The sequence below is a fragment of the Pseudomonadota bacterium genome (assembly GCA_016711215.1).
GTDB lineage: Bacteria > Myxococcota_A > Polyangia.
The window spans coordinates 1,215,950-1,238,369 of record JADJTL010000001.1; the positions used below are offsets into that span (position 1 = coordinate 1,215,950).

Annotated in this window: 17 protein-coding genes; 10 read left to right on the top strand and 7 right to left on the bottom strand. The window is 71.1% G+C overall.

What is annotated here, in order from left to right:
- Positions 1-7: 7 nt before the first annotated feature.
- From IPL40_04765 to IPL40_04790, 6 genes are all read right to left on the bottom strand, one after another.
- Positions 8-1,741, bottom strand: coding sequence for a GldG family protein (locus tag IPL40_04765; protein ID MBK8480468.1), 1,734 nt, complete (start codon positions 1,739-1,741; stop codon positions 8-10).
- Between the two features lie 9 nt (positions 1,742-1,750).
- Entirely contained in the window at positions 1,751-2,461 is a 711-nt protein-coding gene (locus IPL40_04770) for an ABC transporter permease subunit (GenBank protein MBK8480469.1), read from the bottom strand.
- Positions 2,462-2,498: 37 nt separating this feature from the next.
- Positions 2,499-3,455, bottom strand: coding sequence for an ATP-binding cassette domain-containing protein (locus tag IPL40_04775; protein ID MBK8480470.1), 957 nt, complete (start codon positions 3,453-3,455; stop codon positions 2,499-2,501).
- 47 nt (positions 3,456-3,502) lie between these two features.
- A complete protein-coding gene (locus IPL40_04780; GenBank protein MBK8480471.1) occupies positions 3,503-5,140 on the bottom strand; it encodes a hypothetical protein in 1,638 nt (545 codons plus the stop codon).
- Between the two features lie 73 nt (positions 5,141-5,213).
- The gene (locus IPL40_04785; GenBank protein MBK8480472.1) at positions 5,214-5,702 is read right to left on the bottom strand and encodes a hypothetical protein; all 489 of its coding nucleotides are present in this window, start codon (positions 5,700-5,702) and stop codon (positions 5,214-5,216) included.
- 109 nt (positions 5,703-5,811) lie between these two features.
- Entirely contained in the window at positions 5,812-8,220 is a 2,409-nt protein-coding gene (locus IPL40_04790; protein ID MBK8480473.1) for a hypothetical protein, read from the bottom strand.
- Positions 8,221-8,385: 165 nt separating this feature from the next.
- On the opposite strand from IPL40_04790, the gene IPL40_04795 reads away from it, so the two are divergent.
- From IPL40_04795 to IPL40_04805, 3 genes are read left to right on the top strand one after another with little or no spacing between them, the layout of a single operon-like run.
- On the top strand, positions 8,386-8,988 hold the full coding sequence (locus IPL40_04795; protein ID MBK8480474.1) for a gluconate 2-dehydrogenase subunit 3 family protein: 603 nt from the start codon (positions 8,386-8,388) through the stop codon (positions 8,986-8,988).
- The gene (locus tag IPL40_04800) at positions 8,985-10,700 is read left to right on the top strand and encodes a GMC family oxidoreductase (GenBank protein ID MBK8480475.1); all 1,716 of its coding nucleotides are present in this window, start codon (positions 8,985-8,987) and stop codon (positions 10,698-10,700) included. The genes IPL40_04795 and IPL40_04800 overlap by 4 nt, the downstream gene beginning before the upstream one ends.
- Positions 10,630-12,663 (top strand): cellulase family glycosylhydrolase, encoded by a 2,034-nt coding sequence (locus IPL40_04805; GenBank protein MBK8480476.1) that lies wholly within the window; start codon positions 10,630-10,632, stop codon positions 12,661-12,663. The genes IPL40_04800 and IPL40_04805 overlap by 71 nt, the downstream gene beginning before the upstream one ends.
- Here the strand turns inward: IPL40_04805 and IPL40_04810 are convergent.
- Entirely contained in the window at positions 12,554-14,941 is a 2,388-nt protein-coding gene (locus tag IPL40_04810; protein MBK8480477.1) for a hypothetical protein, read from the bottom strand. The two genes, IPL40_04805 and IPL40_04810, sit on opposite strands and share 110 nt — an antisense overlap.
- Positions 14,942-15,004: 63 nt before the next feature.
- On the opposite strand from IPL40_04810, the gene IPL40_04815 reads away from it, so the two are divergent.
- The 7 genes from IPL40_04815 to IPL40_04845 all read left to right on the top strand — a co-directional run bounded on the left by IPL40_04815 (position 15,005) and on the right by IPL40_04845 (position 22,410).
- A complete protein-coding gene (locus IPL40_04815) occupies positions 15,005-15,406 on the top strand; it encodes a TIGR02266 family protein (GenBank protein MBK8480478.1) in 402 nt (133 codons plus the stop codon).
- Between the two features lie 7 nt (positions 15,407-15,413).
- A complete protein-coding gene (gene proC / locus IPL40_04820; protein ID MBK8480479.1) occupies positions 15,414-16,235 on the top strand; it encodes a pyrroline-5-carboxylate reductase in 822 nt (273 codons plus the stop codon).
- Positions 16,236-16,320: 85 nt separating this feature from the next.
- A complete protein-coding gene (locus tag IPL40_04825) occupies positions 16,321-16,665 on the top strand; it encodes a DUF167 domain-containing protein (GenBank protein MBK8480480.1) in 345 nt (114 codons plus the stop codon).
- A gap of 1 nt (position 16,666) precedes the next feature.
- On the top strand, positions 16,667-18,118 hold the full coding sequence (gene tilS, locus IPL40_04830; protein MBK8480481.1) for a tRNA lysidine(34) synthetase TilS: 1,452 nt from the start codon (positions 16,667-16,669) through the stop codon (positions 18,116-18,118).
- 44 nt (positions 18,119-18,162) lie between these two features.
- Positions 18,163-20,046, top strand: a complete 1,884-nt coding sequence (gene ftsH / locus IPL40_04835; GenBank protein ID MBK8480482.1) for an ATP-dependent zinc metalloprotease FtsH — start codon at positions 18,163-18,165, stop codon at positions 20,044-20,046.
- 81 nt (positions 20,047-20,127) lie between these two features.
- Positions 20,128-20,958: a dihydropteroate synthase gene (folP, locus tag IPL40_04840; protein MBK8480483.1), complete on the top strand. Its 831-nt coding sequence runs from the start codon at positions 20,128-20,130 to the stop codon at positions 20,956-20,958.
- Between the two features lie 99 nt (positions 20,959-21,057).
- Entirely contained in the window at positions 21,058-22,410 is a 1,353-nt protein-coding gene (locus IPL40_04845) for a phosphoglucosamine mutase (protein ID MBK8480484.1), read from the top strand.
- The last annotated feature ends 10 nt before the right edge of the window (positions 22,411-22,420 follow it).

Consider the following 22,420-nt stretch of genomic DNA (forward strand, 5'->3'; position numbering starts at 1 on the left):
CCGAACCTCAGGACCCTGCCGGTGGCGGGTGATTGCGGCCAAGGCGGGTCGCCGGGGCCAATGACCACCGCGCGCGGCCGGCGATCAGCGCGGCGGCTTGAAGGCGCCGCCGGCGCTGGCGCAGGGCCCAGGACGCGAGGCCGAGCAGCAACACGAGCAGCGGCGGCCCAAGGCCGGTCGCGTGTTGCAGCAGGCGCGCGGCCGACTCGTCGATTTGATGCAGCGGGCGACGCAGGTGTTGCTTGCTGCGCAGCGCGACCAGGTCGTCGTCGCCGCTGACGACGTCGACCAGATTGCGCAGCAGGAGCAGACCGGTGGGGCTGGTGTGTAGGTGACGATCGTGGACGAAGTCGCCATCGCCAAAGACGACGAGCTGCGCCGAGGGCAAGCTGTGGCGCGCGACGAGCGCCGCGCCCTGCTGCCGCTGATCCTCCGCGGACGCGGAGGCCGTCGCTGCCGTCCCAGCGGCCTCCGGGTCGGAGGCAGACGCATCGCTGAAGAAGCTGCGGAAGACACCCCGCCGATAGACGGCGACGGAGAAGGGACCGCGCGCGGCCTGGGCGGGTGCCGGCTGCCGCGGGTCGAAGACCAGCGGGCCGACGTGGCGCCAGCTCGCCGGCGAGGTGCGTGCCAGCACCGCGCCCGATCCACCCGCGATCGTGCTCCGCGGGGCCAGCCCGACGGCAGTCGGCAGCACCAGCACCAGCTCGCGCAGGGTGCGCGTCGCAGCGTGGTCGCGGGAGAGGTCCGTGATCAGCGGAAAGACCGGATTGTGGACCAAGATCGCGCGGTCCTGCGCCACCGCCAGCGGCAGCGCACGGGTCTGCGGGTCGAGGATCGGCTGCGCGCCGAGCTGAACGCCGTAACGCGCCAACTGGCGATCGAGGCCTGTCGCACGCTCCTCGGCGCGGAGGGTCAGCTCACCGCCGCTCGAGACGCTGGCCCGCAGGTCGAGGCTCGCATGGTCGAGCAGCAAGATCAGCGCCTTGCCACGCATCAAGAACGAATCGAGGGCGCGCTGCGCGCTGCGGGCGAAGGGTCGCCGGGGCGACACGACGATCAGCAGATCCAGATCGTCGGGGATCGGCCCCGCGGCGGGGTCAAGGGGCACTGTCGCCAGCACATGATCACTGAGCGCGCGCGCGGCGGCGCTCAGCCCGTCGTCCAGGGTCGGTTCTCCGTGGCCCGCGCTGAAGCCCACGTGCACCGCTGTCGTCTGGCGCAGGCGCTTGATCGCCGCGCTGAGTGGATACTCGAGATCGCCGACGCTGAGCAGATTCGGCACCGCCTCGATGCGCCCGCCGTACTGCAGCGAGACGCCCAGGTAGCCGAGCTGCACGCTGCGCCTGGTGCGCGAGCGAAGTCCGAGCTGGAGCGGAGGGATCTTGGCGCGCGCCGCCTCGCGCTGGCCGCTGGCCGTCAGCCCCGGGTCGACCGCCTCGACCGCGATCCGTCCATGCGCGCGCGCCGCATACTCGAGCAAGAGGTCGCGGGCCTTGCGGCCGATCGCCGCCGCGGAGGGCGGCAGGTCCCGACTCAGAAAGATCTTGATCGTCAAGCGGTCGTTGAGCCCCTTGGCCAGCCGCGCCGAGGCCGGGTCGAGGCTGAAGTGCCCGTCGGCGGTCAGGTCGGCGCGGAAGAAGCGCTGTCCGGCGATCAGATTCGCGAGCACGAGGCTGCCGATCACGAGCAGCGGATAGGCGAGGCGGTGGCGATGATGGTTGCGCATCCGCTGCAGCATGGCCGCGCCTCAGTCGCGCTCGCGCTGCTCGAGCGCTTGCGTGGCGAGAAAGAGGCAGGCGATCGTCAAGGTCAGGTAGTAGACCAGATCGCGGCTGTCGACGATACCGCGCGCCAGGTTGTCGAAGTGGCGTCCCAGATCGAGGGCGCTCAGCAACGCGCGGGGTCCCGGGGGGAAGGCCTCGGCGATCGCGCCGACGACGTAGAGGGGCAGGGAGATCGCCAGCGCACCGACGAGGGCGAGCGCCTGGTTCGAGGTCCAGCTCGAGGCCAAGATCCCGATCGCCAGGTAGCTCGACCCCATCAGGAGCAGGCCCAGATACCCGCCCGCGACCGGGCCCCAATCGAGGTCCCCAAGCTCGTTGAGGGCCAGAGGGTAGGCCAGGGTCGGCAAGAGCACCGCGCCGAGCACCGCGAGCGCGGCGAGGTGCTTGCCAAGCACCAACTCCCACTCGTTGAGCGGCAGGCTGAGCAGCATCTCGAAGGTTCGACTGCGGCGCTCTTCGGCCAGCAAGCGCATTGTCAACGCCGGCGCCAGCAGGAGAAAGAGCCGGGGACAGAGCTCGAAGAAATCGCGCAGTGAGGCCTCGCCAGCGCTGAAGACCTGGCCGAAGAACGTATACCCTGCCACCGTGAGGAACACCGTCGCCGCGACGTAGGCGACGGGGGCCGTCGAATAGCTGGCAAGCTCGCGTCGGGCAATCACCCAGGTGCCGTGCATCGTGCTCTTCCCTCGGCCGCGTCATCACGCGCGGCCGTTACTCCGTGGTCAGCCGGCGAAAGACATCCTCGAGCGTGGCCGCTGGTCGGTGCAACTCGAGCAGGATCCAACCGCGGTCGCGCGCGCAACAGAAGAGCTCTCGTCGCAGATCGCGCTGTTCGGGCAGCGCCCGCAGCGAAATTGCGACGGCGCCGAGAGGTGCCGCCTCGTTGGCGTAGGGGGGCGCCAGCGTAACGTCCTCCACGCCCTTCAGTCCCCGCAGCGCCGCAACGATAACCTCGCTGTCCTCGCTGCTGCGATCAATCACCAGCCGGTAGCACCCACCAGCGTGGCGGGCGGCGAGGGTGTTCGGCTCTCCGTCGGCAACGATCGCACCATCGCTGATGATCAAGACGCGGCTGCAGCTCGCCTGCACCTCGGAGAGCACGTGCGTCGAAACGATCACGGTCTTGTGGCGACCGATCTCGCGGATCAGCTCGCGGATGCCCCGGATCTGATTCGGGTCGAGCCCGCTGGTGGGTTCGTCCAGCAGCAGAATCGCCGGATCGTGCAGCAGCGCCTGCGCCAGCCCCACGCGTTGTCGCAGGCCCTTGGAGAGCTCACCAGCCGGGCGCGCGAGCACGTCGAAGAGGCCGCAGACCTCGGCGGCATCACCGATGCGCCGCTCGCGCTCGCGCGCTTCGATGCGCCGCAGGTCGGCCACGAGCTGGAGGTGCTCGAGGGCCGTCATCTCCGGGTAGAGCGGTGCGTCCTCGGTCAGCACGCCGATCTGGCGCCTCACCTGCAGCGACTGGCGCTGCACATCATGGCCCGCGACGATGGCGATGCCAGAGGTCGGCCGGAGGTAACCGGCGAGAATACGCAGCGTCGTGGTCTTGCCGGCGCCGTTTGGCCCGAGGAAGCCCAGCACCTCGCCGCGGCCAATCTCGAAGGTAATCTCCCGTAGCGCCTGCACCTCGCCGAAGCGCTTGCTCAGCTTCTGCACCTGCACCATCGGTCCGGCGACGACCGCGGGATAGGCATCGGTGAAGAACCGCCGGATCATCGCAGATCCGTGGCCACCCAGACACGCTTGACGAAGCGCGGATCGATCGCGACATCGCTCAGCGCGCTCAGCTCGCGATGCAGCGCCATCAACCAGCCCTCGATCAGGGCCAACGTCGGGGCGGCGGGCGGCGCTTTCAGCCTCAGCGTCGCGACGCGGTCGGCCGCCGCAAAGAACTCTGCGTCCGGTCGTGCCGTCCCGGCGAGGCGATCGCGTAGCGTGTGGAGGCCCGCTCGATCGAGCGCCCCGTCGCGGCCCAGCGCCTCGCTGGCGACGGCGGTGCAGAAGAGCGACGCGAGGGTGGCGGATTCCGGCAGCGGGACGGGGCGTGCGGAGGGCGGCACGAGTGCCAGCGCCAGCGCTACCTCGTCGATCGATCCCGCAACGGCGTCGAGGTCGGCCGCCGCCGCGAAGGGCCGCCGGAGGGCGTGCGGTGGCGCGTACATCGGCGGGGTCGCGAGCAGCGCGCCGATTGCGGCGTGCCACGGGGTGTCGAGCAGGCCGACCGGATCGTTGCCATGGCGGAGCTGGCCGTCGCGCAGCAGCGGCGGCAGCCGCCGCTGTTGCTGCAACACCAGGCTGTGCCCGAGGCGGGCCACGCGCAGCAGAGCGACTTGCCGCAGGGCGGCTGGCGCCGCGGCGGGGACGCCCTTGCAGAGGCGCTCCAGGCCAAGGCTGAGCCGCCCCCGCAGGTGCTCGAGCGTGCGAGTGACCCGCTCGAGGTCGGCGGGGTCGACGCGATCGGCCGCCAAGTTGACGTTGGAGAGCACGACGAGGGCGCCGCCGATCCGCCGCCGTTCCGCGGCGTCGACCACCTCGGCCAGACCGCGGTTCCAGAAGCAATCCGGGTCGGGAGGAATCGCCGTCGCCAGCTCCCCCGCGCCCGCGGGCTCTGGATCCGCGCGCAGCGGCTGGTCGGCGGTGCCGTCGTGATCCGCGCTGACCCGCGCTGGGTCGAGGTAGGTGTAGATTCGCAGCGCCTCGTTCACGTCACCGAAGCCGAGATCCTCGAGGCGACGGCGGCGCCAGCGTGCCGCTGTTTCCTCGAGCTCGGTGGGCAGCTCGGCGATCAGGTTGTGCAGCAGGCGCCGCGCGTCGTCCGGCCCGTCGCGGTAGAGCGCAGCGACCAGCGCGGCGATCTGGTCGTTTTGCGTCTCGTTTTCACCCAGCAGATCGAGCGCAAACCAGCCGTCCGGCGTGGCGAGGGGGCGGCCCTCCGGATCTGGGGGCGGCTCCTCGTCCTGGAGCAGGGACACGCGCGTCGTGCGCAGCAGCAGCAGCGCGATCAGCTCAACGTCGAGGGCTCGGTAGTGGCGGTGGAAGGCGCCCTCGGTGAGCTGGCTCAGCGCCGACAGCCACTCCAGCAGCTTGGCGACGTCGACCTCGACCGGGTCACGCCAGACCTGTAAGTCGACCGTGTCGCGGACCTGCTCGCCGCGGGCCAGCTCGAGCAGCGGGAGGCTTTCGATCAGCCCGGCCCGCCGCGTCAGTTGGTGCAGATCGAGCGCCGCGAGCTCGCGCACGGCCGCCGGCTGCTGGACCAGCGCCTCGATCCGCTCCGCCAAGGCGGAGTCGTCCGTAGACCCGTTGGAACTCGCCACCAAGCGCAGCTCGGCGCGCCGTGTTTCCGTCATCGAGGACTCCAGGCTGGGCTGGCCACCGAGGCCGCGTGTCGTGAGGCGCTTCAGATCGTGCCGTCGACGCGGGTCACCTCGACCCGCATGAGGTAACCACCAGATGGTCGCCAGGCTCGATCACCGTTTCCTCGACCGAGAAGACGTTGTCGGCTCCCGCCCGCTGGAACAGATCCTGGGCGCCAATCTCGCGCGAAAGCTGGTAGCGGTACTGGTCGGTGCAGCCGGGCTCGTACCAGTTGACCTCCGTTTCGAAGCCCGGCGATCGCCCCGTGCCATCGGGCGCCAGGAAGAGCACCACCTTGATCGTCCAGTCGCCGGGCGCCGTCTCGACCAGCACGGATTGGCCGCCAGGGAAGACGCCCTCGAGGTAGCTGCCTTCGTCGAGCGTGCACCCCGCGCGCTTGCCGAGACAGGTCTGATAGACGCCCTGGCAGAGCTTCTTGCCGCGCCCGCCGGTGAAGGCCGCCTCGGAGGTGGTCGGCAGGCAGCCCGTGCTTCCGGCGCCGAGCGCCGTGAGCTGTAACGCGAACACGAGCCAAGAGGGCGAATAGCGCGACACGGAAACCTCTTCGAGGAAGGGTGTACGTCGGGTGCCGTGACAGTCTACGGCATCGAATCAGGGGGCGGCAAGGCGGCGGGCGATTCGGCGCAGGAGCGCCGGCGACCGCTCAGCGAGACTCCCAGAGCCAGGCCCCCGCGGCGCCCGCGTAGACCGCGGCCGCAAGCGCCAGCACACCCGTGAAGCCGACGACGGTGGCGGCGATCACCGCCAGCACCGCGCCGACCACACTCGTCACTGCGTTGAGTCCCCAGGCCCAGGGAATCAGCCCGGGCCGACGCTCGCCGGCGTGGCGCAGCCCGAGCGGGAAGGCGGCGCCGAGTAGGATCCCGAGCGGCGTCAGCAGGGCGGCGACGGTGATCAGGCGGGTGGCGAGCGACCAGGCCAACGCATGCCGCAAGAGGAGATTTGTGGCGCCGCTGACGAGCAGCAGGGCCAGGGCAATCGAGAGCAAGAGGCCTAGCAAGCGCGGGCGCAGCCGGGTGGTCCGCGGTGCCCAGCGCTGGCTCAGCCCGCTGCCGACGCCTGAGCTGAGCAGCAGCGCACCGATGACCGTGGCGAAGGCGTGCACCGGCTGGCCGATGAACAAGGTCAAGCGCTGGATCAGGGCCACCTCGGCCAGCATGAAGCCGAGGCCGAGGGCCGAGAAGTAGAGCAGCAGCGGCAGGCTGCCACGCTCGATCAGGGCGCCGCGGCGCCGCCCGAGCGCCAAGGGGACGACGATCAGCAGCAGCGCGAGCAGCAGCGATTGCGCCAACACGGCCAGGAGCACGACCTCAGCGACCGGCTGATCCTCGAGCGCCATCCGCTCACGCTGCTGCTGGCGGAAGGCCCCCGCGACGTCGACCCAGCGCAGAGCGCCCCAGCGACCATGTTGGTTGAAGAAGGGCCGGTCATCGGTCGTGGGTTCCAGCGCCCGGCGGCTCTTGCGAAAGAGCGCCGCCAGCGCCGCAGCGTCGTCCCGCAGCAGCGACCGAAAAATGGGGGGTCCTGCGCTCTCGCCGGGGAGGTAGAGCGTGCGGAGCCGGTGGGCGCCGAGGCGTTGGCGTGCCTCCGTCAGCCACTCGGCGGGGAGCGGCCGAGCGCCGACATAGACGCCGCCGAAGAAACTCGGACTGCCATCCGGCGTCCGGCTGGCGTAGACGGCGACGTGACGCCAGGGCTGCGCGCGCCCGCGGGCGCCGAGCGCCGCGCGGACCGTCGCCACCAGACGCGGGAGCTGGGGCTCGGGCCGGGTAATCCACAAGACGCCCTCGGCGCTGAGGTGGTCAAGCAAGCTCGTCACCGCCTCGACCGTGAGGAGGTAGCTCTCGGCCAGGCTGAGCGCGCCGGCCGCTGTCGCGGCATTGCTGATCGTGTGGGCGGCGACGATCGCGTCGAAGCGCTCGGTTTGGCGCGCGATGAAGCTGCGCGCCTCGTCCGTGTGCAACTCGACGCGGGGATCGGCGAAGAGCTCGCCGATGTAACCGGCCATCGGCCCGCGCACGAGCGCGTTGATCAACGGGTTGACCTCGACGGCGACGACGCGCTGGACGCCGTTGCGCAGCGCAGCGAGCACCTCGACGCCCCCGCCCGACCCGATAATCAAGGCGCTGCGCGTGCGCTGCGGGCGCAGCGCCAAGGCGTGAGCATCCTCTACCGGCGCCAGGCTCGCCAGCGGACCCCTGACGCGGGGCAGCCGGGTGAAGGCGGTCCCCGCATCGATCGAGATCATCCTGCTCTCGCGCAGGCCGATCACGTCGACGCGCGAGAAGGTATTCCATCCGGTGTAGAGGCGATGGCGACTCCCGAGCGCCGCAGCGATCGGCTGGGTGCCGAGACGTTTGGTCGGCGAGATGCGCAGCGGCAGCGCCCGTTCCGCGACGCAGCAGAGCCCCAGCAAGAGGGCCAACCCAGCGCTCACGCCGCGTCGCGCCCGACCGGTGGCGAAGACTGCCGCCGCCGCACAGGCCAGCGCCGCGCTGACGGCGATCGCCGTCGAGACGCCCGCGGGCATCACCGCGACCAGCAAGAGCGCACCGACACCGGCGCCGACGAGATCGAAGAGGTAGATCGTGCCGGCCTGGGCCGGATGCCGGCCCAGGAGCAAGGCGGCGATCAGCCCACTGCAGACGAAGGGCGCCGCCAGTGCGAGCACGTAGAGCGGTCCATAGACGAGCTGCCGCGCGTCCGCCAACAGGGCGAAGGGGGCGAAGGGTATATGATTGGCGGCGAGGAAGCCGAGCAGCGCCGCGGCTGCCTGGGCCACCGCGAGCACCCAGAGCGCGCGGTCGAGCGGTACCGCAGCCCACCAACGCCGGCCGAGCGTGAGCAACACGCCGCTGACGCCGAACCCGAGCATCGCCGTGCTGATGACGAGGAAGGCGAAGTGGTACCAGAGGGCCACCGAGAGCGCACGCGTCCAGCTGATTTGCAGCAGCATCGTCGCCGCCGAGACCATCCCCAGCCCCCATTGATAGGCACGCAGTCGGGGAGGGGCGGCGGGCGCGGCGCTGGAGGGCATGGCGCGGCGCAGCATAGCATGCTGCGCGACCGGCAAGAGCGGGGCCCCTGGCGCGCTTGACGCGCCAGCGCACGTGGGTAACCGTTCGCGCTCGGCGCGCAGCCCTGCGGGCGGCGGCGCCCGCGCGCCGCCTGGAAGGCGCGGACTGCCGAGGATCGCCGGCGGAGGCGAGAGGACGCGATGGAACGACGCCGGTTCTTGCGATATGCGGTGGCGGCCCCGCTGCTGGGGGCTGCCGCCTGTCGCCTGCGTCCAGGTGAGCCGCGATCGTCAGCGCTCGATGCGGGCGCGGTCGCTCCGGCGGCGCCCTGCGCGGTAGAGTTCGTCGAGGCCGCGCGAGCGCGCGTCTTGAGCGCCAGTGAATGGCAGACGCTCGAGGCTCTTTGCGAGCGCCTCTTGCCCCGTGATGCCGATCCTGGCGCCAGCGACGCGGGGGTCATCAACTATATCGACGCGCAGCTCGGTCACGCGCCCGTGAGCGCCTATTTGCCGATGTTTCGCTTTGCCGCCCGGCACCTGCAGGCCCAGGCGCGACGGCACGGGAGTAGCAGCTTCGCCGCGCTGCCGGTTGGCAAGCAGGACCAGCTCTTGCGCGAGGTTGCCGGCGGACGGCTCGGACCGGTGGCCGGCCTGCGTTTCGTGCGGGTCTTGCTAGCTCTGACGCTCGAGGGCTTCCTCTGCGATCCGATCTACGGCGGAAACCGGGACGGCGTAGGCTGGCGCACGGTGGGCTTCGAGCCGATCGAGCCGCGGGCACACTGCCCGTACCGGGGGCGCGCGTGAACGAGGAGCAGCAGCGCTGGCGCGAGCCGCTCGGCCCCGACGTCGTCCGCGACGGCGCCGTCGATGTCGTCGTCGTCGGCAGCGGCGCGGGTGGCGGCCCGGTGGCGTTGACCCTGGCACGGGCCGGTTGGCGCGTGCTGGTGCTCGAGAAGGGGCCGGCCTACGACCAGCGTGATTTCGTCTTCGACGAGCTGCGCTCGGCGCGGCGGGACTTCTTCGTGCCCGCCCCGACGACCGAACCGCATGTGGCGATCCGACCCGGCAGTGCGCCGGAGCAGACGACGGATGGCTGGACCGCCAACTGCGTCGGGGGCGCCACGGTCCACTTCTCTGGTTTTACCTATCGCCTGCACCCGATCGATCTCGAACAGCGCTCGCGGCTGGGGCCGGTTGCGGGCGCGGCGGTCGCCGACTGGCCGCTGCGCTGGTCCGAGCTCGAGCCGTATTACGAGCGCGCCGAGTACCTGATCGGCGTCTCCGGCGCCGCCGCGCGCAACCCCTTCGAGACCTTTCGCCGACCGCTGCCGCTGCCGCCGCTGGCCGAACACGGCTTTGCCGGGCTGCTCGACCAGACCTGCACGGCGCTCGGCCTGCATAGCTACCCGACGGCGCGGGCGATCCTCTCCCTGCCCTGGAACGGGCGCGCCTCCTGCCGCCGCAAGCCGATGTGCGGCAGCTACGGCTGCGAGACCGGGGCGAAGTCCTCGGCCCTGGCCGCGCTCATCATTCCTGCCCTGGCCACGGGCAATTGCCAGGTGCGGCCCTCGAGCATGGTGCATGCGATCGAGACCGACGAGCGCGGCGCAGCGCGCGCCGTGCGCTATTTCGACAGTGACGGGCGGGAGCAGCGGGTCAAGGCTGCGGTGGTGGTCCTCGCTTGCTCGGCGATCGAAACGGCCAGGCTGCTGCTGCTCTCGCGGGGCAAGGCGCATCCCGAGGGGCTCGGCAATCAGCACGATCAGGTCGGCCGCCACCTGATGTTCACCGGCGCCGGGGCCGGGCAGGTCGACTTCGATCGCAGCGACCCGCGCCTGAGGACCATGGATTGGCGCGAGCCCTTCGTCGATCGCTCCTTGCAGGACTACTACCTGCTGCAGCGTAACGGGCGGCCCTGGCGCAAAGGCGGCACGCTCTGCTTCCTGTTGCCCCACGGCAATCCGATTTTCGGGGCCGAACAGCTGGCGACGGCCGGCGGCCGCCTGCGCTGGGGCGCCGAGCTGAAGGACGCGCTGCGCCGCCGCTTTCGCGAGGTCCGCACCCTCGAGTTCGAGGTCTTCTCGGAGGCGCTGCCGCTGGCCGATTCCCGCGTCACCCTCGATCCCTCCGTCAAGGATCGCTGGGGGCTGCCGGCTGCGCGCTTCGTGCGCCTGCAACACGCCCAGGATCGTGAAGTGGGCGAGTGGCTCGTCGACCGTGGTCTCGAGGTGCTGCGCGCGCTCGGCGGCGCCACGCCGGTCGCCACGCGGCGCGCGGGCCAGACGCCCTGGCTGCAGGCCGGCACCTGTCGCTTCGGCAGCGATCCGCGGCAGTCCGTGCTCGACCGCGACTGTCGCGTGCACAGCGCCGCCAATGTCCTCGTCACCGACGGGAGCTTCATGCCGAGCAGCGGCGGTGTGCCCAATACCCTGACGATCGAGGCCAATGCGTTGCGCGTGGCGGATCGAATCGTCGCGCTCGGGCGGCAGCAGCGGCAGCAGGGTCCGCGCGGCTAGCGCCTTGGGGATCCTCGCTCCAACCGCGCGGCAGGCGCGCGGGGCGCGCCCGCCCGGCCTCGGCCTGGCCCTTGCGCTGAGTCTGCTCGCGCCGCTGGCCCTCGCCGGTGAGCGCGCGACTGCGGCCCCGACTGCGGCCCCGACCCCGGCCCCGACCCAGCCTGACGTGAGCACGCCCGAGCCCTTCGTGCGCGTCGAGGGCACGCGGTTCTTGGTCGGCGACGCGCCCTTCGCCTTCGTCGGCGCCAACGCGCATGTCCTGCACGGCCCAGAGGCACGGACCCAGACCGACGCCACGCTGAGGGCTGTCGCGGCCGACGGGCTGCGCGTGGCTCGGGTCTGGGCGCTCGGCGAGGCAGCCGCCGACGCCCAGCCCTGGGAGCGGCAGCACTTCGCCTTTCGCGCCGGACCCGAGGGTTGGAACGACGAGGCCTTCCGCCACCTCGACCGCGTGCTGCAGACCGCCCGCGGGCTCGGCCTGCGACTGATCCTCACGCTCTCGAATCATTGGCGCGACTATGGCGGGATTCCGATGTACCTGCGGTGGGCGGGGCAGCTCGACCAGAGCGCCTACGGCTACAGCGATCGCTTCTTCACTGACCCGCGCGTGCGCGGCTGGTTTCTCGATCACGTGCGGCGCCTCGTCACTCGCGTCAACGCGCTGACCGGGGTGCGCTACGCCGACGATCCGACGATCATGGCCTGGGAGCTGCAAAACGAGCTCCACGGCACACCTGAGGCTGCGGGCGCGCGTCGCGCGTGGGTCGTGGCGATGTCGCGCGCGGTGCGCGGCTTCGGCGCGCGCCAGCTCGTGGTGCCGGGCGCGCTGGGCTACGATCTCCAGCTCGAGCGCGACGAATGGATCGCCCTTTGTCAGCTACCCGAGGTCTCCTATTGCGATCACCACGTCTATCCGGCGTCGCGGCTGCAAAGCGCCACCGCAGCGCGTCTACGGCGCTATATCGACGATCGGACGCAGCTCGCGCTCTTCGTCGTCGGCAAGCCGCTCGTCTGGGGCGAGTTCGGCTTCGCTCAAGAGACGACCGGCGGATCGCGAGCCACCTGGCACGCGCGCTTCCTCGAGCGGGCGTTTTTCGACGGCGCCAGCGGGGCCCTGGTCTGGATCTACCAGCCGAGCCTGCCCTGGAAGGGCACCTACCGCATCACCGTTGGCCAGCCGCAATACCGGCCCGTGCGCCGCGTCCTCGCGCGCTTCGCGCGGCGGGTGGCCGAGCGCGCTGTCGAGCCGCAGAACCTGGCGCTGGGTCCCGCGCGCGGCCGCGCGCTGATTAATCCGACGCACGTGCTGCTGCGCGGCTGGGCGGGCGTCCATCGCGCCTGGCAGCGGGAGCCGGGTGGAGGCTGGCGCCTGCAGATCGACGTCGATCGCTTCGGGCGGGCCTGGTTCGAGGAAGCTGGCGCCTGGGACGGCGGCGTGCTCGTGCATGCCTACGGCCGGCGCACGGGCTGGTTCGAGTACCGCTTCGTTGCCCCGCCGGCGGCGACGGGACGCCTGCTGCTGCGCGTCCGAGCTTCCTCGGAGTACCCGGGCTCGGCGTCCCCGCCGGAGGGCTGGACCGCCGCGCACGTCGAGCTCGACGGCCAACGCGTCGGACCAACGCTCGACGCCCCGGCGGACGACGGCCTGGGGGCCTGGCGCGAATTGATCCTACTCGAAGGCTCCGCCGACCGGGCGCTGTCGCCGGGAATCCATCGCCTGCGTTTCGTCGTCGAGCCCGGTCCGCAGGCGCACGGGCTCGCGCTCTACGGTCGCGAGGGTCCCCTCAATCGCGAGCCGGTCGAGGGCGGCAGCGGTCCGATCGAGCTACACCTGGAAGCGCTGCCGCGATCGCTCAGTCGCGCTGCTGCGCCCGCAGCCAAGCGACGCGGGCGAGCCCATCCTCGAGCTCTTCTCGCAGCGCCGGCTGGCCGGCCGCCAGCGGCTGGGATCGCAGCTCGCTGAAGGCGCGGGACGCCCGGTCGAGCTGGCCCGCCCAGGTGGCGCAATAGCCGCTGATCAGTAGCGCCTCGACGCGGAAGTCTTCATCGGGCAGGCCAAGCTCCAGCGCGCGCCGCAGGGGTTCGAGCGCATCGGCGCAACCCTCGACGGCGTGCGAAAGCTGCCGTCCGACAAGATAGAAGCCGAGACCCGAGCTGGGCCAAGCTCGGGCGAGCTCGTGGGCGAGATGCACGGCCTGGGCGCGCGCGCTGGCCTCGGGGAGCGCTCCCGGCAGCAGATAGCGTCGCAGGAGCTCGCTGCGCTCGCCACCCTGCCGCAGGGCGAGGCGCTTGACGAGCAGCAGTCGTCGCTCGCTGGCCGCCGTGGCGCGGGCTGCAGCGAGGGCGTAGCGCGCGCGCGCGGCTTCGCGCCGACCAAGCGCCCAGAGCAGGTCGCCCGCCCGATGTGGACCGCGGGGGTCGTCCGCGTCGCCGAGGGGTCCATCGGCCGCCAAGCGTTCCAGCAGCGCGAGCGCGGCCGCGGGCCCCTTCGTCCTCTCGACCGCCCCAACCCAGGCCAGTGCGTTCGGCGCGGCCCCAGGGTCGAGGGCGCAGGCCTGACGCAGCAGCGGCACGGCGCGGCTCGCAGCGCCGGATTGCAGCGCCTGCGCCGCGGCGGCGACCAGGTTGGCGACCTGATGCGGACAGGCCCGCGCGAAGATCGCGCGCCGGGCGAAGGCGCGGCGCGCGCCTGCGAGTTGCCGCGGGTCGAGGGGCAGCGCTGCGAGGCGCGCCCGCCACTGGCGCGCCAACACCGCCAGCGGCTGACGATAGACCTGCGCGAACTCGCCGCCGCTGCGGTAGAGCGCCAGCAGCCGGCGCGCGCCGTAGCGCTCGAGGAGGTGGCGGCAGAACGAGCCCGCCACCGCGTAGCCGCGCGGACCCGCGGCCGTGAGAAACCCGACGCCCAGCAGGCGATCCAGCGCGGGCGCGAGGCCGAGCCGCAAGAGCGTCGCCGCCCGCTGATGGACCGTCAACCCGTCCTCGGGCTGGTCCGCGACGGCAACGGCGAAGCCCTCGACCAAGCCGAGGTTGGGCTGCGGGATCAGCGCCATCCCGCGCCAGCGCGTCCAACGAATGCTGATCCCGAGCAGCGGATCCCCGGCCCCTGCGGCGAAGACGTGGGCCAGTTCGTGGCCCAGTGCGCGCAGCGGAACGCTGCCGGCGATCATGTAGACCTCACGGCGCCACGGCTTGGCGACGAAGACAGCGCCGCCTCCGATCAGCGCGCGCTTCTCTGTCGCGCTCCGGAAGAGATAGGCCCGCACGTGGCCTGGTGCCTGCCCGAGCCGGGCGGCGAGCTGCGCATAGCGAAACTCGAAATCTGCGGCGAGACGCCGGACCTCGGCCGGCGCGAGCTCGCGCGGGTAGACCAGCGTAAAATGCCGCGTGCGCTGTACACCGCCGAGGGCCGCGGTGATCGTCGGCGTCGCCGCCACGACCCCGAGACGGGGCGCGGCCCAGCTCAGGCTCGCTGCGAGCGGCAGCAAGAGGAAGAGGGCGGGGGTGGCCCGGCGTTGCCAGTGCGGACGCTCGAGCACCAGCGCGCTGCGCTCGGGCGCAAAGAAGTGGGCCGCCACCGCGACGACCGTGCCGATCCAGGCCAGCTGCTCCGCGCGGGCGACGAGCAGGGCGGCGCGCACGCCCACGGCCTCGTCGTAGAGCGGCCCGGCCACGTAGCCGAAGAAGGGGCCGTAGGCGAAGAGCGCCGGCGTCGCGTAGAAGCGATAGAGCGCGACGCCAAACGATCCGAAGACGATCAGCAGCGCGGCGGTGGTGGCCCAAGTGGGGCGTCGAAAGGCAATCCCGCAGAGGACACCGAGGGTGGCGGCCAAGGGCGCGCTGAGTCCCGGAAGCAAGGCATAGAAGGCCAGCCCCTGGCCCAGCTCGCAGAGGCGGGTGGTGAGGCCGTTGGCCAAGGCCACGATGAGGGGCGCGACCAGCACCAGCAGCGCCCAGACCACGCCGCGAGCGACGAGCTGCTGCAGCGCGGGGCCGGCGCTGACGCCGCTGGGGCGCGCCGCGCGCGCCGCAGCAACCACCAGCGATCCAAGGTGCGCGCCGGCCACGCTGCCGACCAGGGCGAGCAGCAGTCCCAGCTCGTAGCCGGGCACCGAGCACAGGGGCACCCAGCGCAGAGCAACGGTTCCCGACGCCAGCAGCAGGGCCCAGGCGCGGACGCACCGCTGGTCAAGGCCCAGGCGAAGGCTGGAGGAGAGCGTCCCTAGCTGCGAAAGGAGCATGGCCTTGACCCTCGTGGGCGCCCCGCGCATAGTGGGCAGCGCCCGTCGGCGGAACGGTCGATTATGAGTTCTGTCAGTAACGAACAGCGCGCGACGCCGCGCACGCCGATCGAACTCAAGGTCGAGTACAAACGTCTTAATACGTTTTTCTATGACTACACGCGCAACATCTCGCGTGGGGGCACGTTCATCAAGACCACCCGGCCGCTGGCGGCAGGGACGCAGTTCATCTTCACGCTGATCGTGCCGCAGCTCGGTCCGCCGCTCTCCTTGCGCGGTCGGGTGAAGTGGGTGGTCGCGGAAGACCAGGCCGGTCTGGATGCCCTCCGCCCCGAGCCTGGCATGGGCATCGAGTTCATTTATGAGGACGACGCCGAGCACGATCGCGTGGCCGCGGCGGTCGAGGCGCTGATGGTCAAGTACCTCGGCGATCGCGCGGCGAGCGCGCTCCTGCACCCTTCGTGAGAGAGCCATGAAAATCGACGGTAAAATAGCCTTCTTGGGCGCTGGCAACATGGGGCAGGCGCTGATCCGGGGCCTGCTCGAGGCCAAGCGCGTGACCGCTGAGCAGCTCGTGGCGAGCGACACCCGGGCCGAGCAGCGCACGACCTGCTGGGAGCGCTACGGGATTCACACCTCGGCGAGCAACCAGGATGCCGCGCGCGGAGCGGCCGTCGTGGTCCTGGCGGTCAAGCCGCAGGTTGTAGTCGCGGTCCTCGATGAGGTGCGGGAGACCCTCGAGCCTGAGGCGCTGGTGATCTCGATCGCTGCTGGCGTGACGATCGCCAGCCTCGAGGCACGGCTACGCCCCGGCGGCCACGTCGTTCGCACGATGCCGAATGTCTGCAGCCTGGTCCGCGAGGGCGCGACCGCGCTCTCGGCCGGCGCCCACGCCACGGACCGAGACCTCGACACGGCCCGGCGAATCTTCGACTCGGTCGGGCTCAGCGTCGTCGTCGATGAGTCGCTGATGGATGCCGTAACCGGTCTGAGCGGCAGCGGGCCGGCCTACATCTTCATGGTGATCGAGGCGCTGAGCGACGCGGGCGTCAAGGCCGGCCTGGCACGTGCGGACGCCCATGCGCTCGCTTGCCAAACCGTGCTTGGCGCCGCCAAGCTGGCGCTCGAGACCAAGGAACACCCTGGTCGCCTGAAGGACATGGTCTGCTCGCCGGGCGGGACGGCGATCGCCGCCGTGCATGAGCTCGAGAAGGGTGGTCTGCGCACCACGCTGATCAACGCGGTCGAGGTCGCCGCAAACCGAGCGGCGGACCTCGGTGGGCGTCGGCGCTGAGGTCCCGCGACGCGCGGCAAAACCGCAGCGCAGCGCGAACCATCGATCGACCGCCCGCTGCGCTGCTGATACGTCAAACAACGCCGTGGCACCCTCGGACGACAGCGCGGCGGCAATTCACGAGCACGGCGACTGCGTGACCCTGCAGCTTCAGGTTCAGCCGCGTGCGGCGCGCGCGCGCTTCGGCCCGCTTTGTGGCGCCGCGATCAAGGTGGCGGTGCTGGCGCCGCCGGCCGAGGGTGCCGCCAATCTGGCCGTAGCCACGCTCGTCGCGCAGGTGCTCGGCCTTCGCCTCAGCGATGTGGTCCTGCTGACCGGTAGCCGGGGTCGTCGGAAGCTCGTCCGCGCGCGCGGTACGACGCGCGAGGCGGTGCTCAAGGCGCTCGAAGCCGCTCCCCCGGGTCGCGCGCGGCGCGACCGGCGAGGCTAGAATGCCCGCGCTCCTCTCACGCCTACGGGCCTGGATCGACGGACAGGACCTGATCGCCCGCGGCAGCCATGGGTTGGTCGCCTTTTCGGGCGGCCCCGACTCGCTCTGTCTCTTGGACCTGCTGCTGATGCTCGGGCGCGAACGCGGCATCAGCCTGCGGGCCCTTCATGTCGACCATCGACTGCGGCCTGACTCGGCCAGCCAGGCGCAACAGGCAGCGGCGCAGGCCCGTGGCCTCGGCGCGACGGTCGTCGTGCACGCGCTGACGGGGCTCGACCCTGGCGCGGGCAACCTGCAGGAGCGCGCTCGCCTAGCCCGCCGCGCCGCGCTCGAGCAGGCGGCGCAAGCGTCCGCTGCGCAGTGGATCGCCCTCGGCCACACAGCCGATGACCAGGCCGAGACCGTCTTGATGCGCCTGCTGCGCGGGAGCGGCGTGGGTGGCCTGGCGGCGATGGCGCCCGTGGACGCACCCTGGGTCCGACCGCTGCTGACGACCACCCGGGCCGAAATCTTGGCGCACCTCGAGGCGCGCGGCCTGAGCGCCCTGGCCGACCCCAGCAATGCGGATCCGCGCCACCTCCGCAGCCGGGTGCGCCACCTGCTCCTGCCGGCGCTGACCCGCGAGAACCCGGCGCTGAGCGCAGCCTTCGGCCGCCTGGCCCAGCATTGCCGCGAAGAGGATCAGGCGCTCGACACGATCGCGCGCGCGCTCTTCGCGAGTCACCGCGGCCCTGAGGGGCTGCGCCTCTTGGGGCTGCGGGAGCTGCCGGTAGCGATCTTGCATCGGGTGCTGCGCCTGCACTATGCGGCGACCGTCGGCAGTCTCCGCGGACTCAGCCGCGCGCATGTTCAGCAGCTCGCCGCGCTGGTGGGGCGCTGCCGTGGCAGCGAGCGTCTCGACCTGCCGATGGCGCGGGCCGAGCGGCGCTACGACACGCTCGTCCTCGCGCCTCGCGTGCCGGCGACGACGCCGCGGCCGGGTGGCCTGCGGCTCGAGCGCGAGGGGCGCAGCGCGCTGGCCGACGGCCGCAGCCTCGAGCTCCGGCGGCTAGCGCCGGGCGAGACGGCAGCTTGCGCTGAGGTCTTGCCCCTGCGTGCGCTGAATCGCGGCCTCGAGCTGCGATCGCCTCGTTCCGGCGATCGAATCGCGATCGCGGCGGGTCGCCACCGTCGCGTCGCTCGCCTGCTGATCGACCTCAAGGTGCCCCGGGCGGAGCGAGCCGACGTGCTGCTCGTCTGCGCCGAAGGCGAGGTGTTGCTGGTCCTCGGGCTGCGCCGTGCCTTCGGCCAGGCGCCGGGCCCGGACGAAGCCAGTCTGCACTTCGCCCTCGATCCACCGCCGTCGGCCGCGGCCGAGCGCCGCGATCGTCGGCCGGGAGCGCCGCTGGCGCCGGCGTCGGTTGACGCTGAGGTAGCCTGCGCTAATAATCCGCCCAGCGGAGGTCGCGTTTGAAGCAGTCGCATAAGACGGTTCTGCTGTGGGTCGTGCTGATCCTGATGTTCTTGAGCGTCTACCACCTCTTCGAGACGCCCGCGAAGAACGATGGGCGCATCGATTTCTCCGAGTTCGTGCAGGACGTTACAAAGAGCCCGGAGAAGATTCGCAAGGTACTGGTGAAGGGCACGCGCTACACCGTCGAGTACGCCGACCGGCGCGTGCGCACGACCGGCCAGGAGCTCGACAGCGACCTGCGCGAGCGGCTCGACAGGGCTAGCATCCCCTACGCAATCGAGGAGCGCGAGGAGACGGGCTTCTGGCAGTCGCTGCTGGTCTCCTGGTTGCCGATGGTCTTCATCTTCGTGATCTTCTTTGTCTTCATGCGGCAGCTCCAGGCCGGTGGGGGCAAGGCCATGACCTTCGGCAAGTCACGCGCGAAGCTCCTCTCCGACCATCACCATAAGGTGACCTTCGCCGATGTCGCCGGCGCCGAGGAGGCCAAGCACGAGGTGCAGGAGATCGTCGAGTTTCTCCGCGATCCGAAGCGTTTCACCCGGCTCGGCGGTCGAATCCCCAAGGGTGTGCTGATGATCGGCCCGCCGGGCACGGGCAAGACCCTGCTCGCGCGCGCCATCGCCGGCGAGGCCGGCGTGCCCTTCTTTTCGATCTCGGGCTCCGATTTCGTCGAGATGTTCGTCGGCGTTGGGGCCTCGCGCGTGCGCGACCTCTTCGAGCAGGGCAAGAAGAACGCGCCGTGCATCATCTTCATCGACGAGATCGACGCGGTCGGCCGGCACCGTGGGGCAGGTCTGGGGGGCGGTCACGATGAACGTGAGCAGACCCTCAACCAGCTCTTGGTCGAGATGGACGGCTTCGAAAGCAACGAAGGCGTCATCTTGATCGCGGCGACCAATCGACCCGACGTGCTCGACCCAGCGCTGCTGCGTCCCGGACGCTTCGACCGCCGCATCACCGTACCGCGCCCCGATGTGCGCGGACGGGAGGCCATCTTGGAGGTCCACACGCGGCGGACACCGATCAGCTCCGACGTCAACCTGGCGGTGCTGGCGCGCGGCACGCCCGGCTTCTCCGGGGCCGACCTCGAGAGCATGGTCAACGAAGCGGCGTTGCAGGCGGCGCGCGTCAATAAGGACCATATCGAGCAGCACGACTTCGAGTACGCCAAGGATAAGGTCATGATGGGCGCCGAGCGCCGATCCCTGTTCATCTCGGACAAAGAGAAGCGCAATACCGCGACGCACGAGGCTGGCCACGTGCTGGTCGCCAAGTCGATGGCCCAGGCCGATCCGGTGCATAAGGTGACGATCATTCCGCGCGGCCAGGCGCTCGGCCTGACCCAGCAGCTGCCGGAAGAGGATCGGATGAGCCTCAACGAGTCCTATGCACGCACCCTGATCGCGATCCTGATGGGGGGACGCGTCGCCGAGGAGCTGGTCTTCGGCGAGGTCTCCACCGGCGGCGGCAATGACATCGAGCGCGCGACCGACCTCGCGCATAAGATGGTCTGCGAGTGGGGCATGAGCCCCAAGCTCGGTCCGCTGGCCTATGGCAAGCGCGAGGAGCCGATCTTCCTCGGCCGGGAGCTGACGCGCGCCCGGGACTACAGCGAGCGGACCGCGGAGGCCATCGACAGCGAGGTGCGCGGAATCGTCGAGGGGGCGCATCAACAGGCGCGCGAGGTGCTCGAGCGCAGCCGGGTCCAGCTCGACGCCCTGGCCACCGCGCTGCTCGAGTTCGAAACGCTCGATGGCCAGCAGATCGACGACGTCATGGCCGGGCGGGCCGTGCGTGTGCCGCCGCCCCCGGCAAGCGGCGGCAAGACGGCGACCGAGGGCAAGCGAGCCGCCGCGCGGGGCGACGCGGGCGCAGCGGCGCCACTGATCGCCACGTCAGGGCTTTCGGGCGATCCAGAGCAGGCCTGAGCGGGCAGCGGGCGGCTGGCTCGCCGCCCCGGGTCGAGGCCAGCGCGGGAGGTCGCCATGTCGCTCGTATTCCCCCCCGTGATGCTTGGACGGCTGGCCTGGGACTGGTCACGTACCTGCGTCTTCGGCGTGTTGAACGTCACGCCGGACTCGTTCTTCGACGGCGGGCGGCACGCCACGCCGGAGAGCGCAGTCGCGCATGCCCTGGCGCTCGCCGACGAGGGTGCCGAGGTCATCGACATCGGTGGCGAGTCGACCCGTCCGGGGGCAGCGCCCGTGCCCTTGGCGCAGGAGCTCGATCGCGTGCTGCCGGTCATCGGCGCGCTCGTCGGGCGACTGCGTGTGCCGATCGCCGTCGACACCTATAAGGCCGAGGTGGCGAGCGCTGCGTTGCGCGCCGGCGCCACGATCGTCAACGACATCAGTGGCGGACGGATCGACGACGCGCTGCTGGGGGTCGTCGCCGCGGCGGAGGCGACGGTAATCCTCGGCCACCTGCGGGGGCTACCGGCGACGATGCAGCAGGACATCGTCTTTGGTGACGTCGTCGCCGAGGTGATCATCGAGCTGAAGCAGCGGGTGCGCGCGGCCATCGCGGCAGGGGTGCGCGCCGATCGCATCTGGGTCGACCCGGGTCTCGGCTTCGGCAAGCGCGCCGACCACGTCATGAGCTTGCTGCACGCGCTCGGGCGAGTGCGCGAGGAGGTCGGCTATCCGCTGCTGATCGGACCCTCACGCAAGTCGTTCATCGCCGCGGTCACCGGGCAGTCCGTCGGCGAGCGGCTGATCGGCAGCTGCGGCGCCGCGGTCGCGGGCGTGATCAACGGCGCCGACGGCGTGCGTTTGCACGATGTGCTCGAGCTGCTGCCGGCGATACGCGTGGCCGACGCGATCCGCCGCGCTTCGGCTTGACAGCTCGGCGACCTCGGCCCCATCTTGCCCGCGGCCACCTCGCCGCGCTCCTGGCGGTGAGGGCTTCAGCGGCGGGTCATCGCCGCGGCGAGGGATCGGATGCGCAAGCTCTTCGGAACTGATGGGATCCGCGGCGTGGCCAATGTCCCGCCGATGACGGTTGAAACCGCGCTGGACCTGGGGCGCGCCGTGGCGTTCCTCTTCCGCAACGACGGACACCAGCGGCGCATCGTCGTCGGGAAGGACACGCGTCGGTCGTGCTACATGTTCGAGACCGCCCTGGCAGCGGGTATTTGCTCGATGGGCGCCGACTGCTGGCTCTGCGGTCCACTGCCGACGCCAGGGGTGGCCCACCTGACCTCCAGCATGCGCGCCGAGGCCGGGGTGGTGATCAGCGCCAGCCACAATCCCTACCAGGACAACGGCATCAAGATCTTCGCGGCCGACGGCTTCAAGCTGCCGGATGCCCGCGAGTTGGAGATCGAGCAGCTGCTCGCCTCCGGGGCGCTCGACCAGCATCGCGTCCCCGCCCACAAGGTGGGCCGCGTGACGCGCATCCCGGGCGTCGACGGGCGCTACATCGCCTTCCTCAAGCACACCTTCCCCCCGGATCTGACCCTCGACGGAATCAAGATCGTCGTCGATTGCGCCAACGGCGCCGCCTACAACTTGGCCCCGATTGTCTTCGAGGAGCTGGGCGCCGAGGTGGTGGCGCTCGGCGTGCGACCCAACGGCCGCAACATCAACGATGGCTGCGGCGCGCTCCATCCGGGCCAGGTCCAGCGCGCGGTGATCGAGCAGGGTGCGCAGCTCGGCGTCGCGCTCGACGGTGACGCCGACCGAGTCATCGTCGTCGACGAACACGGGGAGATCGTCGACGGGGATGCGATCATGGCCCTGATCGCCCGGCGCATGCTGGCCGCGGACACGCTGGCGCAGCGAACGCTCGTGGTCACGGTGATGAGCAACCTTGGCCTCGAGCGCTGTATCCGCGGCCTGGGCGGAGAGGTGCGACGGACGGCGGTCGGCGACCGCTACGTCGTCGACGAAATGCGCCGCGGTGGCTTCAACCTTGGCGGCGAGCAGTCGGGTCACCTGGTCTTTCTCGATCACGCGACCACGGGCGACGGGACGCTGGCGGCGTTGCAGGTGCTCGCGTCGATGCTGCGCGAGGGCAAGCCCGTCTCAGAGCTGGCACGCGTCATGACGCGCTATCCCCAGGTGCTGGTCAACGTCGAGGTCGCGCAACGGCGGGCGCTCGAGGAGCTCGACGCGCTCAACCGCGCGATTGCCGCGGCGGAGGCGCGCCTGGCGGGCGAAGGGCGGGTCTTGGTGCGCTACTCGGGCACCGAGCACAAGGCGCGGGTGATGGTCGAGGGCCCCGATGAAGCCGTCATCCGGGCGCTGGCCGAAGAGCTGGCCGCGCTGTTGCAAGAGGCCTGCGCCAGCTAGTAGCCGCGGT

What these genes read in the sequence shown, in the direction of transcription:
- IPL40_04770 (MBK8480469.1), bottom strand. Translation starts at nt 2,461, where the DNA reads ATGCACGGCACCTGGGTGATTGCCCGACGCGAGCTTGCCAGCTATTCG.
- IPL40_04765 (MBK8480468.1), bottom strand. Translation starts at nt 1,741, where the DNA reads ATGCTGCAGCGGATGCGCAACCATCATCGCCACCGCCTCGCCTATCCG.
- IPL40_04780 (MBK8480471.1), bottom strand. Translation starts at nt 5,140, where the DNA reads ATGACGGAAACACGGCGCGCCGAGCTGCGCTTGGTGGCGAGTTCCAAC.
- IPL40_04805 (MBK8480476.1), top strand. Translation starts at nt 10,630, where the DNA reads ATGCGTTGCGCGTGGCGGATCGAATCGTCGCGCTCGGGCGGCAGCAGC.
- IPL40_04815 (MBK8480478.1), top strand. Translation starts at nt 15,005, where the DNA reads ATGAGTTCTGTCAGTAACGAACAGCGCGCGACGCCGCGCACGCCGATC.
- IPL40_04845 (MBK8480484.1), top strand. Translation starts at nt 21,058, where the DNA reads ATGCGCAAGCTCTTCGGAACTGATGGGATCCGCGGCGTGGCCAATGTC.
- IPL40_04790 (MBK8480473.1), bottom strand. Translation starts at nt 8,220, where the DNA reads ATGCTGCGCCGCGCCATGCCCTCCAGCGCCGCGCCCGCCGCCCCTCCC.
- IPL40_04795 (MBK8480474.1), top strand. Translation starts at nt 8,386, where the DNA reads ATGGAACGACGCCGGTTCTTGCGATATGCGGTGGCGGCCCCGCTGCTG.
- folP (MBK8480483.1), top strand. Translation starts at nt 20,128, where the DNA reads ATGCTTGGACGGCTGGCCTGGGACTGGTCACGTACCTGCGTCTTCGGC.
- IPL40_04810 (MBK8480477.1), bottom strand. Translation starts at nt 14,941, where the DNA reads ATGCTCCTTTCGCAGCTAGGGACGCTCTCCTCCAGCCTTCGCCTGGGC.
- tilS (MBK8480481.1), top strand. Translation starts at nt 16,667, where the DNA reads ATGCCCGCGCTCCTCTCACGCCTACGGGCCTGGATCGACGGACAGGAC.
- IPL40_04775 (MBK8480470.1), bottom strand. Translation starts at nt 3,455, where the DNA reads ATGGTGCAGGTGCAGAAGCTGAGCAAGCGCTTCGGCGAGGTGCAGGCG.
- proC (MBK8480479.1), top strand. Translation starts at nt 15,414, where the DNA reads ATGAAAATCGACGGTAAAATAGCCTTCTTGGGCGCTGGCAACATGGGG.
- ftsH (MBK8480482.1), top strand. Translation starts at nt 18,163, where the DNA reads ATGTTCTTGAGCGTCTACCACCTCTTCGAGACGCCCGCGAAGAACGAT.